Annotated in this window: 17 protein-coding genes; 14 read left to right on the top strand and 3 right to left on the bottom strand. The window is 69.0% G+C overall.

Annotated elements, in window-relative coordinates:
- Nucleotides 1-3: 3 nt before the first annotated feature.
- Both EV675_RS04770 and EV675_RS04765 read left to right on the top strand, forming a co-directional pair.
- The gene (locus EV675_RS04770) at nt 4-789 is read left to right on the top strand and encodes a molybdopterin-dependent oxidoreductase (protein WP_130356242.1); all 786 of its coding nucleotides are present in this window, start codon (nt 4-6) and stop codon (nt 787-789) included.
- A 65-nt stretch (nt 790-854) separates the two neighbouring features.
- Nucleotides 855-1,133, top strand: coding sequence for a pentapeptide MXKDX repeat protein (locus EV675_RS04765; RefSeq protein ID WP_130356241.1), 279 nt, complete (start codon nt 855-857; stop codon nt 1,131-1,133).
- Nucleotides 1,134-1,142: 9 nt separating this feature from the next.
- Here the strand turns inward: EV675_RS04765 and EV675_RS04760 are convergent, their stop codons facing one another.
- A complete protein-coding gene (locus tag EV675_RS04760; protein ID WP_130356240.1) occupies nt 1,143-3,071 on the bottom strand; it encodes an aconitase family protein in 1,929 nt (642 codons plus the stop codon).
- Between the two features lie 97 nt (nt 3,072-3,168).
- Nucleotides 3,169-4,041: a VOC family protein gene (locus EV675_RS04755; protein ID WP_165404432.1), complete on the bottom strand. Its 873-nt coding sequence runs from the start codon at nt 4,039-4,041 to the stop codon at nt 3,169-3,171.
- A 195-nt stretch (nt 4,042-4,236) separates the two neighbouring features.
- Between EV675_RS04755 and EV675_RS04750 the strand changes: the two genes are divergently transcribed.
- The 11 genes from EV675_RS04750 to EV675_RS04700 all read left to right on the top strand — a co-directional run bounded on the left by EV675_RS04750 (nt 4,237) and on the right by EV675_RS04700 (nt 16,223).
- Complete coding sequence (locus tag EV675_RS04750; protein ID WP_165404431.1) at nt 4,237-5,715, top strand: carboxylesterase/lipase family protein; 1,479 nt, start codon at nt 4,237-4,239, stop codon at nt 5,713-5,715.
- A complete protein-coding gene (locus EV675_RS04745; RefSeq protein ID WP_130356237.1) occupies nt 5,708-7,252 on the top strand; it encodes an amidohydrolase family protein in 1,545 nt (514 codons plus the stop codon). The genes EV675_RS04750 and EV675_RS04745 overlap by 8 nt, the downstream gene beginning before the upstream one ends.
- Nucleotides 7,253-7,387: 135 nt before the next feature.
- Nucleotides 7,388-8,623: an ABC transporter substrate-binding protein gene (locus EV675_RS04740; protein ID WP_130356236.1), complete on the top strand. Its 1,236-nt coding sequence runs from the start codon at nt 7,388-7,390 to the stop codon at nt 8,621-8,623.
- A 15-nt stretch (nt 8,624-8,638) separates the two neighbouring features.
- Nucleotides 8,639-9,493: a branched-chain amino acid ABC transporter permease gene (locus tag EV675_RS04735; protein ID WP_130356235.1), complete on the top strand. Its 855-nt coding sequence runs from the start codon at nt 8,639-8,641 to the stop codon at nt 9,491-9,493.
- Between the two features lie 8 nt (nt 9,494-9,501).
- Nucleotides 9,502-10,458: a branched-chain amino acid ABC transporter permease gene (locus EV675_RS04730; RefSeq protein ID WP_165404430.1), complete on the top strand. Its 957-nt coding sequence runs from the start codon at nt 9,502-9,504 to the stop codon at nt 10,456-10,458.
- Nucleotides 10,455-11,204, top strand: coding sequence for an ABC transporter ATP-binding protein (locus tag EV675_RS04725; RefSeq protein WP_130356233.1), 750 nt, complete (start codon nt 10,455-10,457; stop codon nt 11,202-11,204). Before EV675_RS04730 ends, EV675_RS04725 begins: the two co-directional genes overlap by 4 nt.
- Entirely contained in the window at nt 11,201-11,929 is a 729-nt protein-coding gene (locus tag EV675_RS04720; RefSeq protein ID WP_130356232.1) for an ABC transporter ATP-binding protein, read from the top strand. Before EV675_RS04725 ends, EV675_RS04720 begins: the two co-directional genes overlap by 4 nt.
- Nucleotides 11,930-12,066: 137 nt before the next feature.
- Nucleotides 12,067-13,080 carry a helix-turn-helix domain-containing protein gene (locus tag EV675_RS04715; RefSeq protein WP_165404429.1) on the top strand — a complete coding sequence of 338 codons (1,014 nt, stop codon included), beginning with the start codon at nt 12,067-12,069 and terminating at the stop codon, nt 13,078-13,080.
- Nucleotides 13,081-13,195: 115 nt separating this feature from the next.
- Nucleotides 13,196-14,596, top strand: coding sequence for a 3-isopropylmalate dehydratase large subunit (leuC, locus tag EV675_RS04710; RefSeq protein WP_130356230.1), 1,401 nt, complete (start codon nt 13,196-13,198; stop codon nt 14,594-14,596).
- A 10-nt stretch (nt 14,597-14,606) separates the two neighbouring features.
- Nucleotides 14,607-15,263, top strand: a complete 657-nt coding sequence (gene leuD / locus EV675_RS04705) for a 3-isopropylmalate dehydratase small subunit (RefSeq protein WP_130356229.1) — start codon at nt 14,607-14,609, stop codon at nt 15,261-15,263.
- A 60-nt stretch (nt 15,264-15,323) separates the two neighbouring features.
- Nucleotides 15,324-16,223, top strand: a complete 900-nt coding sequence (locus tag EV675_RS04700; RefSeq protein ID WP_130356228.1) for a LysR substrate-binding domain-containing protein — start codon at nt 15,324-15,326, stop codon at nt 16,221-16,223.
- A gap of 4 nt (nt 16,224-16,227) precedes the next feature.
- Here EV675_RS04700 and EV675_RS04695 read toward each other — a convergent pair whose 3' ends face one another.
- Entirely contained in the window at nt 16,228-17,736 is a 1,509-nt protein-coding gene (locus EV675_RS04695; protein WP_130356227.1) for a CoA-acylating methylmalonate-semialdehyde dehydrogenase, read from the bottom strand.
- Between the two features lie 119 nt (nt 17,737-17,855).
- Here EV675_RS04695 and EV675_RS04690 point away from each other — a divergent pair, with 119 nt between their 5' ends.
- Nucleotides 17,856-18,788 (top strand): LysR family transcriptional regulator, encoded by a 933-nt coding sequence (locus tag EV675_RS04690; protein ID WP_130356226.1) that lies wholly within the window; start codon nt 17,856-17,858, stop codon nt 18,786-18,788.
- The last annotated feature ends 21 nt before the right edge of the window (nt 18,789-18,809 follow it).

The raw sequence follows: 18,809 nt of genomic DNA, 5'->3' as shown, positions 1-18,809 counted from the left end.
GCCATGGAAAAACGCTCCCGCCTGTCCACTGCCGATGCCGAACTGGCGCTGCGCGAAGCCCGGCAACTGCTGGCCCCCCGGATCGAACTGCCCGAGCGGCGGGCCTTCCTGACCCGCACGCTGTCCCTGGGCGGACTGGCCCTGCTGACGGGCTGCGAAGTCACCAGCCAGTCCGGCGTCGAGCAGGCGCTGTCGGCCGTCTCCCGCTTCAATGACCGGGTGCAGGGATGGCTTTTCGATCCGAATGCCCTGGCGCCGACCTATCCCGCGTCCATGATCACCCGCCCCTTTCCCTTCAACGCCTACTACGGCGTGGACGAGGCCCCCACGGTGGACGAGGCGGACTACCGGCTCGAGATCGCCGGCCGAGTGGCCGACCGCCGGCCATGGCGCCTGGCCGACCTGCGGGCCCTGCCCCAGGCCGAGCAGATCACCCGGCACATCTGCGTGGAGGGTTGGAGCGCCATCGGCCGCTGGGGCGGCGTGCGCTTCCCGGACTTCCTGGCCCGCATCGGCGCCGACACCAGCGCCCGATACGTGGGCTTCAAGTGCGCGGACGACTACTACACCAGCATCGACATGGCGACGGCCCTGCATCCGCAGACGCTGCTCACGCTGAGCTACGACGGACGCACGCTGCCGCGCGAATACGGCTTTCCCATGAAGCTGCGCATGCCGACCAAGCTTGGCTACAAGAATCCCAAGCACGTCCGGGCGATCTTCGTCACCAATGCCTACCCGGGCGGGTACTGGGAAGACCAGGGATACAACTGGTTCGGCGGCAGCTGAGCCGAGGTTCCATACGGCGCGGATTCCCCGCGCCCTCTTTCGACCCACGCTTCAAGGAGCGACGCATGAAGAAACTGACCCCTCTCGTTCTTTCCCTGGGCATGGCCCTGGCCGCCGTCACGGCCCACGCCGCCGACACCATGGGCAAGGACAACATGGCCAAGGACGGCATGGGCAAGGACGCCATGTCCAGGACCGCGCCCGCCAAGGACGCGATGAAGAAGGACGACATGAAGAAAGATGCCATGGCCGGCGACAAGATGAAGCACGACGGCATGAAGAAGGACGGAATGGCCAAGGACTCCATGTCGAAGGGCGGCATGGGCGATGGCATGAAGAAATAGCCCGTCCGCCTACCCCCGCAACCGGCCGTAGTCCACGATCCGGCCCGCCAGCGCGCTGGCGGCCACCGAATACGGGCTGGCCAGCCACACGCTCCCGGGCCCCGAGCGGCCCGGGAAATTGCGGTTGATCGCGCTGATGGTGACCTGCGAGGCCGAGGTCGACTGGCCCGGCCCGCAATTGGCGCACGAACCGCAGCCCGGCATGACCAGCTCCACGCCGGCACGCTCGAAAACGTCCAGATAGCCGCGCTGCTCGCAATAGCGCTTGACCTCCATCGTGCCGAACTGCAGGTAGAAGCGGGTGTGCGGCGCGATGCGCAGCCCCTGGTCCAGGCCCCATTTCAGGACCTCGTGGTAGGCGTCGAAATCGGCGCGCTTGCCGCCGGTACAGGAACCGCCGTAGGCGATGTCGACGGCAACCTCGCCATCCAGCTCGGCGATGGCCACGCCGTTGCCCGGATCGCCCGGGCGCGCCGCCATGGGCCGCACATCCGCTCCGTCGATGCGGATCACGCGGCGGTAGATGGCGTCCGCATCGCTGGCCATCCAGTCCTCCAGTGCGAAGTCGATGCCGCGCCGTTCCTTCAGGAAGGCCACGGTGCGTTCGTCCGGTTCGACGATGCCGGTGAACCCGCCCAGCTCGGCCACCATGTTGGTCAGCGTGGCGCGCTCGTCCACCGACATGGCGCGCACCGCCTCGCCGCCGTATTCGAACACCGCGCCGATGGCCTCGCCGTTGCGCACGGCCTCGGACCGCAGCAGCACCAGCACGATGTCCTTGGCGGTGACGCCGGGCGCCAGCGTGCCCGAGACCTCCACGCGCAGGGTCTCGGGCACCTTGCAGCGCACGTAGCCGGTGGCCCAGCTGTTGGCCATGTCGGTCGAACCCACGCCGAACGCCAGGCAGCCCAGCGCGCCCGCGTGCGGCGTGTGCGAGTCGGTGCCGGCCACGACCTCGCCCGGCAGCGCGTGGCGCTCGGCCATCAGCGCGTGGCAGATGCCTTCGGATCCGCTGCCGTCGGGCAGCTGGCCATAGTGGCGCACCGGATAGTCGTCGATAAAATCATGGTGTCCCTGCACCAGGGTCGCCACGCGCGGCAGCAGTCCGCCCTTGATGTGCGGCACGCTTTGCGGCGCCAGGACCAGGTGGTCGTGGAAGGCCACGATGCGGTCAGGGTCGCGCAGCGGCGCCGGCTTGCCGTAGGCCAGGTGCATCAGGTGCGCGCTCATGCCGGTGAAGTAGTCGTGGCTGAAGCGCCAGTCGGCGCGGATGAACACACCGCTGCCGCGCCCGGCCTCGACGGTGTCGGGATGCAGGTGCCGGTGGATGATCTTCTCGACCAGCGTCAGCCCCTGGCCCCCGGCGCGCGGCGTGGAAGCCGTGTCGGCGCGCAGCGCCTGCCGGCTGTAGGCCATCAGCCCGCCGCTGCGGATGATGGCCTGCGTCAGCGCGTCGCGGCCCTTCAGGAACAGTTCGATGGGAATGGATTCGCCGGCCTCGATCCGGCGCAGCACGCCGAAATCCGTCGTGGTCAGGATGCCGATGTTGTCGCAGTTCTGCTGGTAGATGCGCTCGAAGCTCTCGGCCACGATCAGCCGTATGCCGGCCGACAGCTCGGCCAGCGGGCTGTGCTCGCGCGACGAACCCTTGCCGTAGCGCTTGCCCGCCACCGTGATGCCGAAACCGCCCTGGCGCACGGCGTCCTCGCCTATGGGCAGCTCGTCGCCGGCCTTGAACCCGACGTAGGGATAGCGGCCCAGGCGCTCGTCGTAGACCAGCATGGTCGTGACCGGCGTGATCTCGTCGGTCGACACGTCGTCGCGCAGCGGCCCGGCCTGGGCGAGCGAAACGGATTCGCCGGCCAGCTGGCGGCGGATACAGGACGGATCGCGCGACAGGTAAAGCACGCGGCCCTCGAAACGGATGCTGTCTTGCATGAACGACTCCTTTGTCCCACTGTAGGGGAAGGGCCGTCCATGCATAAAGCCTCGTTTCGACACTCCAGCCATCTCGCTCCGAGATCGCTGGCCGGACTTACTCCTGGCGAAACAGGTGAGCCACGCCCAGCGCGTTCTCGGCCGGCACCATGAAGCGGCCCGGGCCGTCCACGATGGGGAAGCCCGCCTGCGCCACCCACGCCCGCGCCGCGGCCAGGTCGCGCACGCCGAAGGTCGCGGCCACGATGGCCGGCGCCGGCGCCATCAGCGTGCCGGGCAATTCGACGCCGGCCTGCTCGGGCCCCATGAAGCGCAGGGCGGTGACCACCGGCAGCCGGATCAGGAACGAACCGTCGTCCTGCCTGACGCTGGGCTGGCCGCTCAGCACCGCGTAGCGTGCCGCGGTCTGCTCGGGATGCTCGGACACCAGCAGGATCTCGGCCAGCGAGGTCGCGCCGTTGGCATGGCCCAGGTAACGGGGTTGGTGGACGTATTCGGGATTGCGGTGGCGAGCCGCCTGGATCAGCCCCTCGGGCGTGGCGGCGCTGTCGAAGTGAACGCAGTCGAAGCGCGCGGTGCGCATGCCGTCCTCGGTGCCGATGTCGCGCTGCAAGGCGATCACGCCGGAATTGGCGACCTTGCTGTCCTCCAGGCGCCGCTGCACGGTCGCGGCATCGGTGCAGCCGAAGCAGATGATGTGGGCGCCCTGGAACTTGTCCACGAACCGCTCCCATCCCCAGTCCATGGCGCCGGGGTTCACGATGCCCAGCACCTCGATGTAGTTCTTCGGGAAGATCGCGCAGCGGTTGCCGGTCGCCATGGGCACGGGCGCCTCGCCCGGCGCCTTGGAGCCCGAATGCACGGACAGCGGGCTCAGCGTGAAGCCCAGGCGCTCGTACAGGGCGCAGGCCTGGTCCATGTCGCGCACGGCGATACCCAGGTGGTTGACCGAATCGATGTCTCCGCTCATTGGATCCTCCTTCGTTGCAATGGCATCCATACTGGCATCGCGCCGCCGCCGCGGTCTTGCGCCGGAGTGCAACGCCGCTTGTCACCCAGCGCAATACAGCGCAGGACATTCCTGCGCATGCGGTACTGCACTCCACGACAAGAGCGCGGCGGCGGCGGACGCCATACTCGCTCCGAACTGGCAATGGAGTGCGACATGGGCGTTGATGCAAGCGGGTTCGTGGAAGTCGGCCTGGAGGAAGGGCGATTGCGCGGCGCGCGCCGGGACGGCGTGCTGTGGTTCTCGGGCGTGCCGTATGCCCGGCCGCCCGTGGAATCCTTGCGCTTCGCTCCACCCGAGCCGCCGCGGCCGTGGACGGGAACGCGCGACGCGACCCGCCCCATGCCCATCGCGCCACAGGCTGCCTCGCGGCTGGCTGCGGTCATGGGCGACTTCTCGCGCCAGCAGGACGAGGACTGCCTGCAACTGACGATCGCCACGCCGGGCGTCGATGGCGGCCACCGGCCCGTGATCGTCTGGCTGCATGGCGGCGGATTCTCCAGCGGCGGCGGCGGACTGGACTGGTACGACGGCTGCCGGCTGGCGCGCGAGGGCGACGCCGTGGTCGTGGGCGTGAACTACCGGCTGGGCGCGCTGGGCTACCTGTACGCAAACGGGCTCTCGCCCGGCAACCTGGGGCTGCTGGACCAGGCCCGGGCCATACGCTTCGTGCGCGAACACGCACGCGATTTCGGCGGCGACCCGGACGCCATCACGCTGATGGGCCAGTCGGCCGGCGCCAACGCGATCGCCGCGCTGTTCGCGGGCGGACATGCCGGACCGGGCATACGCCGGGTCATCCTGCAAAGCGGCGCCTACGGCATCGGGGCGCTGGACACGGACCGCGCGGGCGAAATGGGCGAACGCTTCCTGCATCACCTGGGCCTGGCGGATGCGCCGGACCGCGCGCGGGATCTTTCCGTGGCCACCATCCTGGCCGCGCAGGGCGCCGTCGCGCGCGAGACCGCGCAGCTGGGCGAAACCGCGCCGCCCTTCCACCTGCTGGCCCATCCGCCCGGCCTGCCGGCGGACTTCCGCTTCGACACGCTGGCGGCCGACGCCATGGCCGGCGTCGAAATACTGATGGGCGTGACAGCGCGCGAATGCCAGGCCTTCTTCGCGCGGGACCCGCGCATGGCCTGCCTGGACCACGACGGCGCGCAGGCGCGCCTGCAGGCGCTGTACGGCGACGCGGCGGCCGGCGACTATGCCCGCCGCCACCAGGCGCGTCCCGACATCCACGCGGCCGACCTGTTCAGCGACTGGATCTCGGATTTCGTCTTCGATACGCCAACGCTGCGCTACGCGGACCGCGCCTCGGCGGCGGGCGCCGGCGTGTATTTCTACCGCTTCGACTGGCAGCCGCCCGCATCCGACTTCGGCAGTTGCCACTGTCTGGAGCTGCCCTTCCTGATGGGCACCGAGCGCGCCTGGAACGGTTCGCCGATGCTTGGGCCGGGCGGCCCGCAGGCGATCGAACGCCTGTCGGCCACGATGCGCGCGGCCTGGCTGGCCTTCGCGCGCAACGGCGTGCCGGCGGCGCCGTCGCTGCCCGCATGGCCGCGCTACGCGCGCGACACGCGACTGGCCATGCATCTGGACGACCAGCCGCGCGTGGGGAACGCTCGTGCCTGAGAATGCGCCCCTGGCCGCCCCGGCCACCGTGATACGCGGGGTAACGATCCTCGATCCGGAAGCGGCCGGCCAGCCGTTCCAGGCCGACCTGTCCATCGCGGGCAAGCACATCGCACGCATCGTCCCGCACGGCACGATGCCGCTGCCCGCCGCGGCACGCGTCGTCGACGGCTCGCGCTGGCTGGCCGTGCCGGGACTGGTCAACGCGCACTACCATTCGCACGACGTCCTGCTCAAGGGCTGCTTCGACGTCATGTCGCTCGAGCGCTGGACCTTCCGCGCGCTGCCGCGCTATTTTCCGCCGCGCTCGGACGACGAGCTGCGCCTGCGCACGCTGGTGGGCGCGGCCGAATGCCTGCTGGGCGGCATCACGACGGTGCAGGACATGCTGAGCCTGTGGCCTCTCGACCGGCGCCAGATCGAGGTCGTGCGGCGCGCCTACGAGGACGCCGGCCTGCGCGTCGTGCTGGGCATGCAGGTCGCCGACGTGGGCGCGCTCGACACCATGCCGTTCCTGCGCGACGTCCTGCCGGCCGAGGCCGCGGCGCTGGCCGCCGGTCCGCCGCCGCCAGCCGGCATGCGCGACGCCGTGGCCGAGATGGCGGACATCCTGGCCGCCCATCCCGCGCGCGGCGATGACCGGGTGAGCTGGGCCGTCTGCCCGTCCAGCCCCGAGCGCTGCGGCCCGGCGCTGCTGACGGCCCTGCGCGACCTGGCCCGCGAGCACGGCCGCCGCATGTTCTCGCACGTAGCCATCTCGCGCATGGAGGCGGTGGCGGCCCGCGAATTGTTCAAGGCAGACGGCGGCTCGCCCATCCGCTACCTGGCGCGCCTGAACCTGCTGGGCCCCCGGCTGACGCTGGCGCACGGCGTCTGGCTGGACCGCCGCGACATGGCCATGCTGGCGAAGTCGGGTACGCGCATGGTGCTCAATCCCATGAGCAACCTGAAGACCAAGAACGGCATCGCCCCGCTGCGCCGCTACCTGGACCACGGCGTGGGCGTCGCGCTGGGCTGCGACAACTGCTCGTGCTCGGACGCGCAGAACATGTTCCAGGCCATGAAGCTGGCCGTGCTGCAGGCAGCCGTCACCGACCACGACGAAGGCCCGCCCCAGGCCGCCGACGCGCTGCGCGCCGCCACGCTGGGCGGCGCGCAGGTCCTGGGCCTGGAACGGGACATCGGCCGGCTGGCGGAAGGCCGCAAGGCCGACATCACCTTCCTGGACCTGCGCGATCCGGTCTACCTGCCGCTCAACGACGCCGCGCGCCAGGTGGTGTTCGGCGAAAGCGGACGAGGCGTGGCCGCCGTGATGGTGGACGGACGCATGCTGGTCGAGAACGGCCGCCTGGCTTCCATCGACCTCGAAGCCGTCCGCCGGGAGCTGGCCGGCCGCCTGCCCGCGCTGGAGCGCGATGCCCGCGACGCGGCGGCGCGCGCCGCGCGCCTGGACCCCTACCTGCGCCTGGCCCACGAACGGGCGCTGGGCGTGAAGCTGGGCATGCGCCGTTTCGCGGAGCTTGCCTCACGGGGCTAGGGAACACCCCCGGTCGGACGTGCGCCAGGACTCAACCGGTCATGCGCTGACGCGCAAGCGCCCGCCCGCGAACCCTTCCACTATGCCTCTGCACAACACCAAGACGTTCCGATAACCTCCCGCCTGGGGAACCCCATGAAACGCATCCATTCCCGAATCGCCCTGGCCACGCTCGCCGCCGGCCTGGCACTGACCGGCACCGGTGCCGGCGCGGCCGAACCCACCATACGGATCGGCGTGATGAGCCCGAACACCGGTCCCTACGCCGCCATCGGCGAGGACGTCCGCAACGGCTTCCAGCTCTACCTGGACGAAGTCGGGGCCAAGGTGGGCGGCGCCCGGCTCGAACTGGTCTTCGAGGATTCCCAGGCCAAGCCCGACGTGGGCCTGACCAAGGCCAGGAAGCTGGTGGAAAGCGACAAGGTGGCCTTCCTGGGCGGCGTGGTGTCGTCCAGCGTCGCCTACGCCCTGCGCGACTACGTGGTGGAAAAGAACATTCCCTACGTCGTCTCGGTGGCCAGCGCCGACGGCCTGACGCAGCAACTGGCCGCGCCCAACATCTTCCGCACCAACAGCTCCGGCAGCCAGGCCAGCCATCCCTTCGGCAAGTGGCTGTACGACAAAGGCTATCGCCGCCTGATCCTGGTCGCCACCGGCTACGCCGCGGGCTTCGAGCAGACCGGCGGCATCGCCCGCACCTTCACCCAGGCCGGCGGCAAGATCGTGCAGACGCTGTATCCGCCGCTGGGCACCGCCGACTTCGCGCCCTTCCTGTCCAGCATGAAAGTCAAGGACGCCGACGCCGTGGCCGCGGTGTTCGCCGGCTCGGAGGCCATCAAGTTCGTCAAGCAGTACGACGAGTACGGCCTGAAGGGCACGCTGCCCCTGGTCAGCTCCAGCATGCTGACCGACGACATGATCCTCGAGGCGCAGGGCAAGTCGGCCCTGGGCATCCTGTCGTCCTCGCACTACTCGGCCCGCGTGAAGACGCCCGAGAACGAGGCCTTCGTCAAGGCCTACCAGAAGCGTTTCGGCCGCACGCCCACTTTCTATTCGGAAGGCTCGTACGTGGCCGCGCGCGCCATCGGCGAGACCATCAAGGCGCTGGGCGGCGACGTCTCGGACAAGGCCAAGGTGAACAAGACGCTGGCGGGCGTGAAGTTCGCCGCGCCGCGCGGACCGTTCCGCTTCGACGACTACCGCAGCCCCGTGCACGACATCTACGTGTTCGAAGTCAAGCGGGTGGACGGCAAGCTGGTCAACGAACCCGTCACCAAGGTGCCGGCCATCTCCCAGTTCTACACCTGGGAGCCCAAGGCATTCCTGGAGATGAAGCCCTACCGGGACATCGCCAACGAGTGGGCGAAGTAGCGAGCGGGCCGTTCCATGTCTTTCTACTCGATCCAGATACTGAACGCGCTGTCGCTGGCGATGCTGCTGTTCCTGATCGCCGCGGGCCTGTCCATCATCTTCGGCCTGATGCGCATCATCAACCTGGCCCACGGCTCGTTCTACCTGCTGGGCGGCTACTGCGGGCTGAGCGTGCTGGCGCGCACCGGCAGCTTCTGGCTGGCGCTGCTGGCCGCCGCCGCCGTGGTGGGCCTGGTCGGCGTCGTCCTGCAGCGAATGTTGCTGCAACGCGTGCAGCACAACGAGCTGGGCCAGGTACTGATGAGCTTCGGCGTGCTGCTGGTGATCTCGGACTTCGCCCTGTGGTTCTGGGGCGGACTGCCGCAGACCCTGGAGCGGCCGGAATTCCTGGACGGCGCGCTGCGCTACGGCGGCATGGTGTTCCCCAAGTACCGCGTGGCGCTGATCGCCTGCGGCGCCGCCGTCGCGCTGGCCCTGTGGCTGCTGATCGAGAAGACCCGCATCGGCGCCATCATCCGCGCCGGCGTGGACGACCCGGGCATGGTGCGCGCCCAGGGCATCGACATCCGGCTGGTGTTCACGCTGGTGTTCGCCGCCGGCGCGGCCCTGGCCGGGGTCGCGGGCGTGCTGGGCGGCGCCATGCTGGGCATCTATCCCGGCGCCGACTTCGAGGTCATGCTGCAGGCCTTCGCCGTGGTCGTGATCGGCGGCCTGGGCAGCCTGAAGGGCGCGCTGTACGGCAGCCTGCTGATCGGCTTCGCCGACACGCTGGGCAAGGCCTTCATTCCCGAGCTGGCCATGTTCACGATGTTCGTTCCCATGGTGGCCATGCTGGTCATCCGGCCCAACGGCCTGTTCGGCCGCGCATGAGGCAAGCCATGACCGCTTCCCGATTCTCTTCCCCCTGGCTTGCCACGGCGCTGGGCACAGCCGCGCTGGTCGTGCTCGGGCAGGGGCTGTCGTCGTACGGCGCCGGCCTCGTCATCGACTGCCTGGTGTTCGCCATCCTGGCGCTGGGCCTGAACCTGCTGCTGGGCTACGCGGGGCTGCCGTCGCTGGGGCATGCCGCCTACTTCGGCGTGGGGGCCTACACCGCCGGGCTCGTGTACCTGCACGTGTCCACCAACTTCTGGCTGGCGGCGGCCGCCGCGATCCTGGCCGCCATGGCCGTGGCCGCGGTGTACGCGCTGCTGGCGCTGCGGACCACGGGCGTCTACTTCCTGATCATCACGCTCGCGCTGGGCCAGATCACCTGGGCCGCGGCCTTCTCGTGGCGTTCGGTCACGGGCGGCGACGACGGGCTGCGCGGCATCGGCCGGCCGGACCTGGGCCTGCCCGGCCTGTCCATCGCCGACACCGGCGGCTACTACCTGCTGGTCGTCCTGGCCACGGCCGCGGCGGTCTGCCTGATGGCGGTCCTGGCGCGATCGCCCTTCGGCCACGCGCTGCGGGGCATCCAGCAGAACGGTCCGCGCATGGCGGCGCTGGGCTACAACGTCTGGCTGTACAAGTACCTGGCCTTCATCATCTCGGCGGGCTTCGCCGGCTACGCGGGCGTGCTGTTCGTCTTCTACAAGGGCTTCGTCAGTCCCGAGTCGGTCGGCATCGTGATCTCGGCCGAAATCACGCTGATGGTCATCATAGGCGGCGCCGGCACGCTGGCCGGTCCGGTGCTGGGCGCCTTCATCGTGATGCTGCTCAGCCACCTGGTCAGCGGCTTCACCGACCGCTGGATCACGTGGCTGGGCCTGCTGTACGTGGCGGCCGTGCTGTTCGCGCCGCGCGGCATCGTCGCCCTGGCCCACGACCTCGTGCGCGCCCGGAGGGCCTCATGAGATCCGCGGCCATACAGCTCGAAGGCATAGGCATTTCGTTCGGCGGCCTGCGCGCCGTGTCCGACGTCTCGATCGACATCGCGGTGGGCGAGCGCCGCGTGCTGCTGGGACCGAACGGCGCGGGCAAGACCACCCTGTTCAACATGATAGGCGGGCAACTGACGCCGACCCATGGCAAGGTGCGGCTGTTCGGCGAGGACGTGACCGCGCTGCCGCCGCACCGGCGCGCGCACAAGGGCCTGGCGCGCACCTTCCAGATCACCTCGCTGTTTCAGGACGCCAGCGTGGAAGAAAACGTCCACCTGGCGGTGCGGGCCCTGTCGTCCACCCGCTACGGAATGATGCGTGGCGCGGCGGCGCCCGGGCCGGTATGGGAGCGCGTGCGGGCGCTGCTGGACGACTGGCGCTTCACCTCCGATCGCCGCACGCGTGTCTGCGACCTGTCCTACGGCGATCAGCGCAAGCTCGAGCTGGCCATGGCGGTGGCCGGCGAACCCCGGGTACTGCTGCTGGACGAGCCGACCTCGGGCCTGTCCGCGATGGAGACCGAAAGCGTCGTGACGCTGATCAAGGAACTGCCGTCCGACGTCACCGTGATCGTGGTCGAACACGACATGGACGTGGCGTTCGAGGTGGCCGACCGCTTCACCATCCTGCAGAACGGCCAGATGGTCCTGACCGGCACGGCCGAAGAAGTGCGCAACAACGCCGAGATCCGGCGCATCTATTTCGGTGAAGGCGAATGACCACGACGCATCCCCGCTTGCTCGACGTCGCGGACGTCCATACCTACTACGGCCCGAGCTACATCCTCCAGGGCGTGACCCTGGGCGCCGCCCGGGGTGAGGTGGTCGCCATCCTGGGGCGCAACGGCGTCGGCAAGACCACCCTGGTCAGCACGCTGGCGGGTTTCGTACCGCCACGGCAGGGGAAGATAAGCATTGGCGGAATAGACATCACGGGCACGACCCCGGAACGCATCAGCCGGCAGGGCATCGCACTGGTCCCGCAGGGGCGGCGCATCTTCCGTTCGCTGACGGTGCACGAGACCCTGGAGCTGGGCAGCAACCTGCGCCGCTACGACCGCGAAGGCTTGTCGTGGAGCAAGGACGAGGTCTATGCCGCCTTCCCCCGCCTGGCCGAGCGACGTAACAACCGGGCGGGTGGCCTGTCCGGCGGGGAGCAGCAGATGCTGGCGGTAGGCCGCGCCCTGGTCGGCTATCCTCGCGTCGTGCTGCTGGACGAACCGACCGAGGGACTGTCGCCGCTGCTGGTCAAGGAACTCCACGCGGTGCTGGTCGAGGTCAAGCGGCGCGGCTCGACGCTGCTGCTGATCGAGCAGCGCCTGAAGTTCGCGATGGCGCTGGCCGACCGCGTGCTGCTGGTGAACAAGGGGCGCATCGTGTTCGAGTCCACGCCCGAGGCCCTGCAGGCCGCCGAGGAGGTCCGGGACCGCTACCTCGGTGTCTGATCCCCCGCTTGGCAACCCGGGAATACGAGGCCCCGCCCGGCGGCCACCGGCGTCCAGTCTGTGTTACGTTGGACGAGCATGGTCCGATGCGCGCGCCGCAGCCGGGCGGGAACCTGGAGGAACGCCATTCAATGGGTATGCATATCGGACACCCGCCGCAGGACATGTGGGGCGCCATGCCGGGCGGGCCGTTCGGTAGCCAGGACCTCGTCAGTTCGGACAACGTCGAGCAGTACACCCGGCTGGTCAGCAGCCAGATCGCCCGGGTCGAGATCGGCACCGCCAGCCGCAACCGCTTCCAGCACCAGATCGCGCGCACCAGCGTCGGCCCGCTCAACTTCATCTACATCCGCTCCGATCCGCTGGAGATCCATCGCACGGCCCGGTGCATAGAGCGCGACAACCAGAACGAATACCTGGTCGGGATCAACCTGGTGGGCAACGCCGTCGTCAGCCATCCGCACCAGCGGACGGTGGTGGACGCCGAAAGCCTGTTCCTGCTGGACAAGGCCATTCCCTACCGGTCCACGCACGACGACGCCACCGCGCGCCTGCTGGTGTCCGTCCCGCGCCGCCTGCTCGAGAGCCGGCTGCCCGACCCCAGCCATTTCCTGTCTGTCACGCCCAGCATCCGCAACGGTATCGGCCGGCTGGCGGCCCACCACCTGGGCCTGCTGGCGCAGGAAGGCCTGCTGCTGAACAACAATACGCGCATCCAGGCCATCGACATGGCGCTGGATCTGGTTGGACTGGCGTTCCAGGGCGGAGAGACCGCCCCCGATCTCGAGGCCGGCGCGCCGCCACAAAGCGCCGCCCTCCTGTTGTCGCGCGCCAAGGCCTACCTGCGCTGCCACCTGGACGATCCCGACATGGATCCGGCCACGGTCGCCAAGGCCATGAACATCTCCAAGCGCTACCTGCACAAGCTGTTCTCGACCGCCGACACGACCTTCGGCACCTGGGTCCGGGAAGAACGGCTGACGCGAGCCAACGCGATGCTGGTGGACCCGCGCTTCGACCACATCTCCATCACCGAAATCGCGCTGCGCCAGGGCTTCAACGACATTCCGCATTTCAGCCGCCAGTTCCGGGCGCGGTACGGCTATCCGCCGCGCATGGCGCGCACCGACGCCATACGCATGACGCAGTGACCCCCCGCCATCGGCGACGGCAGCCCTCTCCAATCGTCATCCCACGCCGTATCCGGCGCTCCTATCATGAAAGCCCGCCGGCCCTGCGCCGGCCCGCGATGATGGATGACCAAGCATGCCGCGCACGCTCTACGACAAACTCTGGGACACGCACGCCTTCGCCGCCGAAGCCGACGGCACGAGCCTGCTGTACATCGACCGGCACCTGATCAACGAGGTATCGAGCCCGCAGGCCTTCGAGGGCCTGCGGCTGGCCGGCCGCGCGCCGTGGCGCGCCGATTCCTGTCTGGCGATCGCCGACCACAACGTTCCCACCACCGACCGCAGCCAGGGTATCGACGATCCGTTCTCGCGCGCGCAGGTGGGCGCGCTGGAGGACAACGCCCGCACGTTCGGCCTGACCTTCTTCGGCATGCAGGACCGGCGCCAGGGCATCGAGCACGTGGTCGGCCCCGAACAGGGCGCGACGCTGCCCGGCATGACGGTGGTGTGCGGAGACTCCCATACCAGCACGCACGGCGCCTTCGCCTGTCTGGCGCACGGTATCGGCACCTCGGAAGTCGAGCACGTGCTGGCCACGCAGACGCTGATCGCGCGCAAGATGAAATCCATGCTGGTGCGCGTGGAAGGCGCGCTGCAGCCCGGCGTGGTGGCCAAGGACATCGTGCTGGCGCTGATCGGCCGGATAGGTGCGGCCGGCGCCACCGGCCACGCCATCGAATACGCCGGCTCGACGATACGCGCGCTGTCGATGGAAGGCCGCATGACCATCTGCAACATGTCCATCGAGGCCGGCGCGCGGGCCGGCATGATCGCGGTGGACGACACCACCATCGACTACCTGCGCGGCCGGCCGTTCTCGCCCAAGGGCGAACAGTGGGACCAGGCCGTGGCCTGGTGGCGCACGCTGCAATCGGACGAGGGGGCGGCGTTCGACACGGTGGTGGAGATCGATGCGGCGTCCATCCTGCCGCAGGTCACCTGGGGCACCTCGCCCGAGATGGTTGTGGCCGTGGACGGCAAGGTACCGGATCCCGACGCCGAAGCCGATCCGGTCCGCCGCGAAGGCATGCGCAAGGCACTGGCCTACATGGGGCTGGCGGCCAATACGCCCATCGCCGACATTGCGCTGGACAAGGTGTTCATCGGCTCGTGCACCAACTCGCGCATCGAGGACCTGCGCGCCGCCGCCGCCGTGGTCAAGGGCCGCAGCAAGGCGCCCAACATCCGGCTCGCGATGGTGGTGCCCGGCTCCGGGCTGGTGAAGGCGCAGGCGGAACAGGAAGGCCTGGACCGCGTCTTCATCGACGCCGGTTTCGAGTGGCGCGAGTCCGGCTGTTCCATGTGCATGGCGATGAACGCCGACCGGCTCGCGCCGGGAGAACGCTGCGCCTCGACCTCCAACCGCAATTTCGAAGGCCGGCAGGGCGCCGGCGGACGCACGCACCTCGTCAGCCCCGCGATGGCGGCGGCCGCGGCCATCGCCGGCCGCTTCGTCGACGTGCGCGCCCTGTAAGGAGTCCATCATGGAAAAATTCGATCGCCTGCAAGGCCTGGTCGCGCCGCTGGACCGCGGCAACGTCGACACCGACGCCATCATCCCCAAGCAGTTCCTCAAATCCATCCGCCGCACCGGCTTCGGCCCCAACCTGTTCGACGAATGGCGCTACCTGGACCAGGGCGAACCCGGCCAGGATTGCAGCGGCCGGCCGCTGAATCCGGACTTCGTGCTGAACGAAGCGCGCTACCAGGGCGCGACCATCCTGCTGGCCCGCGCCAACTTCGGCTGCGGCTCGTCGCGCGAACACGCGCCCTGGGCCTTGCAGCAATACGGCTTTCGCGCGGTGATCGCGCCCAGCTTCGGCGACATCTTCTACAACAACGCGATGCAGAACGGCCTCCTGCCGGTAGTGCTGCGGGAGGACGAAGTGGATGCGCTGTTCGAGCTGGCCACGCAGGAAGAGCCGGTACGACTCTTGGTCGACCTCGAGGCGCAGACCGTGTCCGGTCCGGACGGCGCGCCGTCGTTCGGCTTCGACATCGCGCCCTTCCGCAAGTACTGCCTGCTGAACGGCCTGGACGACATCGGTCTGACGCTGCGCAAGGCCGACCAGATCCGCGCCTTCGAGGATGCGCACCTGCGGGCGTACCCCTGGCTGTCGTCCGCGCGCCGGAGCGCCTGATCGCATTGCCCCCTGTCGCCCGCCGTGCCACAATCGGCGCAGCGACAGGAAGGCAAGATCATGAGCAATCTCGTCCGTAAACTCGACCTGACCTCGCTGCGCCTGTTCGTCGCCGTCTGCCAGGAACGCAACATCGCGCGCGCGGCCGAACGCGAGGCCATCGCGCCCTCGGCCGTCAGCCGCCGCATCGCCGAGATCGAAGGCGTGATCGGGCAGCCGGTAATCCACCGCGAATCGCGCGGCATCTCGGTCACCCCGATAGGCGAGGCCGTATACCGCCACGCGCGGGAAGTCCTGGCCGACATCGAACGCATGGAAGCCGAGCTGTCCCAGTACGCCAGCGGCGCCAAGGGCACGATACGCATCGTCGGCAACATGTCGTCCATCGTGCAGTTCCTGCCCGAGGACATCGCCGCCTTCAAGCGTGTGTTTCCCGACGTCGACATCCAGATCGACGAACAGACCAGCAGCGAGGTGCTGCGCAGCCTGACCGAAAGCGATTTCGACCTGGGCTTCTCCAACAAGGTGCCGGGTATCGAGCGGCTCGAACACCTGCCCTACCGCAGCGACCGCCTGGTCCTGGCCGTGCCGCGCCGCCATCGCCTGGCCAAGGCGCCCGTGGTGCGCCTGCGCGACTTCATGGACGAGAACATCGTCGGCATGGGGCAGGGAACGTCGCTGACGCAATTGCTGGTCAAGGAAGCGGGACGGCTGGGCGCGACGCTGCACGTCAAGATCAGCGTCAGCAGCCTGGACGCGCTGTGCCGCATGGTCCACGTCGGCCTGGGCGTGGCGGTGGTGCCGCAGCACAGCGGCGAACTCTACGTAGGCACGCTGGACCTCGCGCTCGTCCCCATCGAGGAACCCTGGGCCGCGCGCGAACTCTTCGTGGTCTTCCGGCAACGCGAAGGCCTCTCGGCCCCCGCCGCCGCATTAGTCGACTTCTTGATGAGCCGCTAAAGAGCTACTTGGCAATGGGCATGGCGAATTCCGCGCCCTTCTCGATGCTGCTCGGCCACCGCTGCATGATGCTCTTCTGCTTCGTGTAGAAGCGCACCCCTTCCTCGCCGTAGGCATGCATGTCGCCGAACAGCGAACGCTTCCAGCCGCCAAAGCCGTGCCACGCCATGGGCACGGGAATGGGCACGTTGATGCCCACCATGCCGACCTGGATGCGGCGGCCGAATTCTCGCGCCACGTTGCCGTCGCTGGTGAAGCAGCTCACGCCGTTGCCGAATTCGTGCGCGTTGATCAGTTCGACCGCCGAGGCGAAATCGGGCACGCGCACGCACGACAGCACGGGACCGAAGATTTCCTCGCGATAGATGCGCATCTCGGGCGTCACGTGGTCGAACAGCGTACCGCCCATCCAGAACCCGCGTTCGCAGCCCGCGCCGGCCGAAGCCGCGTCGAAATGGCGTCCGTCCACCAGCAGCTGCGCGCCTTCCTCCACGCCCACGCCGATGTAGTCGCTGATGCGGCGATGCGCGCCGGCATGCACGATGGGGCCCATCTCGGCGTCCAGCTCCATGCCGTTCTTGACCTTCAGCGCATGGGTACGCTCGATCAGGCGCGGCATGATGCGGTCGGCCACGTCGCCCACCAGCACCGCCACCGAGATCGCCATGCAGCGTTCGCCGGCCGAGCCGTAACCCGCGCCCACCAGCGCGTCCACCGCCACGTCCAGATCGGCGTCGGGCATCACCACCATGTGGTTCTTCGCGCCGCCCAGCGCCTGCACACGCTTGCCGTTGCGCGCGCCGGTCTCGTAGATGCTTTGCGCGATGGGAGTCGAGCCGACGAAGGACACCGCGGCCACGTCGGGATGGGCCAGCAATGCATCCACCGCTTCCTTGTCCCCCTGCACGACGTTGAACACGCCGTCCGGCAGGCCAGCTTCCTTGAGCAGCTCGGCCATCATCAGCGAAGGCGTCGGATCGATGGGACTGGGCTTGAGCACGAAGCTGTTGCCGGCGGCGATGGCCACCGGAAACATCCACATCGGCACCATCACCGGAAAGTTGAACGGCGTGACGCCGGCCACCACGCCCAGCGGCTGGCGCAGCGTCCAGTTGTCCATGCCGGTGGAGACCTGGTCGGTGAACTGCGTCTTGAGCAGTTGCGGAATGCCGCAGGCGAATTCGACGATGTCGATGCCGCGCGCAACCTCGCCCTGCGCATCGGTGAACACCTTGCCGTGCTCGGCGGTGATGGCGCGGGCCAGCTCATCCTTGTGGCGGTTCAACAGTTCCAGGAAACGGAACATCACGCGAGCCCGGCGGATGGGCGGCACGTCGGCCCAGGCGGGGAAGGCGCGGCGGGCGGAGGCGACGGCGGCATCGACGTCGGCCGCGCTGGCCAGCGCCACCTGGCCGGAAACGGCGCCGGTGGCGGGATTGAAAACATCGGCGACGCGCGATCCCTGCACGGGCATCTTGCGGCCGTCGACCCAGTGGACGATGGAAGCGGACATGGCGGTCATCCTGATAGGAAGAAATCGAGGCCCCCAGTCTAGGGCCGCTCGGTCGATTGGATAAGCCGGCCGAAGCCGATTAAAGTGTTCAATATCTTGAACAATCCGAGCGGAAAAAAATGGCTGCCGACATCATCGGGCCCTGGGTGGCCGATATCCACCTGCTGACCGTGCTGGCCGAGACCCGCAGCTTCACCCAGGCGGCGCGGCGCCTGGGCCTGTCCAAGGCCTCGGTCAGCATGCGCATAGGCGCGCTGGAGCGCGCGGCCGGCGTGCCGCTGGTCCAGCGCACGACGCGCTCGGTGGTGCTGACCGACGCCGGCCGCGAACTGGTGGCCGACGCCACGCCGGCGTTCGAACGCATCGACGCCGGCTTCACCGCGGTAAAGGATCTGTCCGGCACGCCGCGCGGCATCGTGCGCGTCACCGCCCCCGTGGCGCTGGGCCGGCAGCACATCGCACCGAGGCTGGCGGCATTCTTCCGCGGCTATCCCGAGGTGCGCATCCACCTCGACCTGACCGACCGCTTCGTCAACCTGGCGCAGGAAGGCTACGACCTGGCCATCCGCCACACGGCGGCGGCGCCCGAAAGCTATGTCGCCTGGCCCTTGTGCGAAACGCGTTCGCTGCTGGTGGCCAGCCCCGCCTATCTGCGCCGGCACGGCGTGCCCCGGCATCCGCGCGACCTGGCGGGACACGACTGCGTGCTGTACCTGGGGCCGGGCGCCGATACCTGGACCTTCGTTCCGGCCAGCGACGAGCAGGCCGAAACGCTGTCGGTGCCCGTGCAAGGCCCCTTGAAGGCCAACAACAGCGAGGTGCTGCGCGACGCGGTACTGGACGGACTGGGCATCGGCCTGCTGCCCGACTTCAGCGCGGCGCCGGCCATGCGCCGGCTGCGGCCGGTGCTGCCGGACTGGCGCGTGCAGGGCTTCTTCGGCAACCATCTGTATGCGCTGCGCCCGTGGGCCCCGCGCGTGCCGCGCGCGGTGCAATGCTTCGTCGAATACCTGCGCGAGTCGATGGCGCAGGGCTTCCCCCTGCCGGAATAGCGGAACGCCAGCGGTATCTTC

It is taken from the genome of Pigmentiphaga kullae (assembly GCF_004216695.1).
GTDB classification, from domain to species: domain Bacteria; phylum Pseudomonadota; class Gammaproteobacteria; order Burkholderiales; family Burkholderiaceae_B; genus Pigmentiphaga; species Pigmentiphaga kullae.
Note: the sequence above shows the minus strand (reverse complement) of the source record. Positions and strands in the feature narration are given on the sequence as shown.

What these genes read in the sequence shown, in the direction of transcription:
- EV675_RS04715 (WP_165404429.1), top strand. Translation starts at nt 12,067, where the DNA reads ATGCATATCGGACACCCGCCGCAGGACATGTGGGGCGCCATGCCGGGC.
- EV675_RS04760 (WP_130356240.1), bottom strand. Translation starts at nt 3,071, where the DNA reads ATGCAAGACAGCATCCGTTTCGAGGGCCGCGTGCTTTACCTGTCGCGC.
- EV675_RS04700 (WP_130356228.1), top strand. Translation starts at nt 15,324, where the DNA reads ATGAGCAATCTCGTCCGTAAACTCGACCTGACCTCGCTGCGCCTGTTC.
- EV675_RS04690 (WP_130356226.1), top strand. Translation starts at nt 17,856, where the DNA reads ATGGCTGCCGACATCATCGGGCCCTGGGTGGCCGATATCCACCTGCTG.
- EV675_RS04740 (WP_130356236.1), top strand. Translation starts at nt 7,388, where the DNA reads ATGAAACGCATCCATTCCCGAATCGCCCTGGCCACGCTCGCCGCCGGC.
- EV675_RS04770 (WP_130356242.1), top strand. Translation starts at nt 4, where the DNA reads ATGGAAAAACGCTCCCGCCTGTCCACTGCCGATGCCGAACTGGCGCTG.
- EV675_RS04735 (WP_130356235.1), top strand. Translation starts at nt 8,639, where the DNA reads ATGTCTTTCTACTCGATCCAGATACTGAACGCGCTGTCGCTGGCGATG.
- EV675_RS04730 (WP_165404430.1), top strand. Translation starts at nt 9,502, where the DNA reads ATGACCGCTTCCCGATTCTCTTCCCCCTGGCTTGCCACGGCGCTGGGC.
- EV675_RS04755 (WP_165404432.1), bottom strand. Translation starts at nt 4,041, where the DNA reads ATGAGCGGAGACATCGATTCGGTCAACCACCTGGGTATCGCCGTGCGC.
- EV675_RS04695 (WP_130356227.1), bottom strand. Translation starts at nt 17,736, where the DNA reads ATGTCCGCTTCCATCGTCCACTGGGTCGACGGCCGCAAGATGCCCGTG.
- EV675_RS04725 (WP_130356233.1), top strand. Translation starts at nt 10,455, where the DNA reads ATGAGATCCGCGGCCATACAGCTCGAAGGCATAGGCATTTCGTTCGGC.
- EV675_RS04750 (WP_165404431.1), top strand. Translation starts at nt 4,237, where the DNA reads ATGGGCGTTGATGCAAGCGGGTTCGTGGAAGTCGGCCTGGAGGAAGGG.
- EV675_RS04765 (WP_130356241.1), top strand. Translation starts at nt 855, where the DNA reads ATGAAGAAACTGACCCCTCTCGTTCTTTCCCTGGGCATGGCCCTGGCC.
- leuC (WP_130356230.1), top strand. Translation starts at nt 13,196, where the DNA reads ATGCCGCGCACGCTCTACGACAAACTCTGGGACACGCACGCCTTCGCC.
- leuD (WP_130356229.1), top strand. Translation starts at nt 14,607, where the DNA reads ATGGAAAAATTCGATCGCCTGCAAGGCCTGGTCGCGCCGCTGGACCGC.
- EV675_RS04720 (WP_130356232.1), top strand. Translation starts at nt 11,201, where the DNA reads ATGACCACGACGCATCCCCGCTTGCTCGACGTCGCGGACGTCCATACC.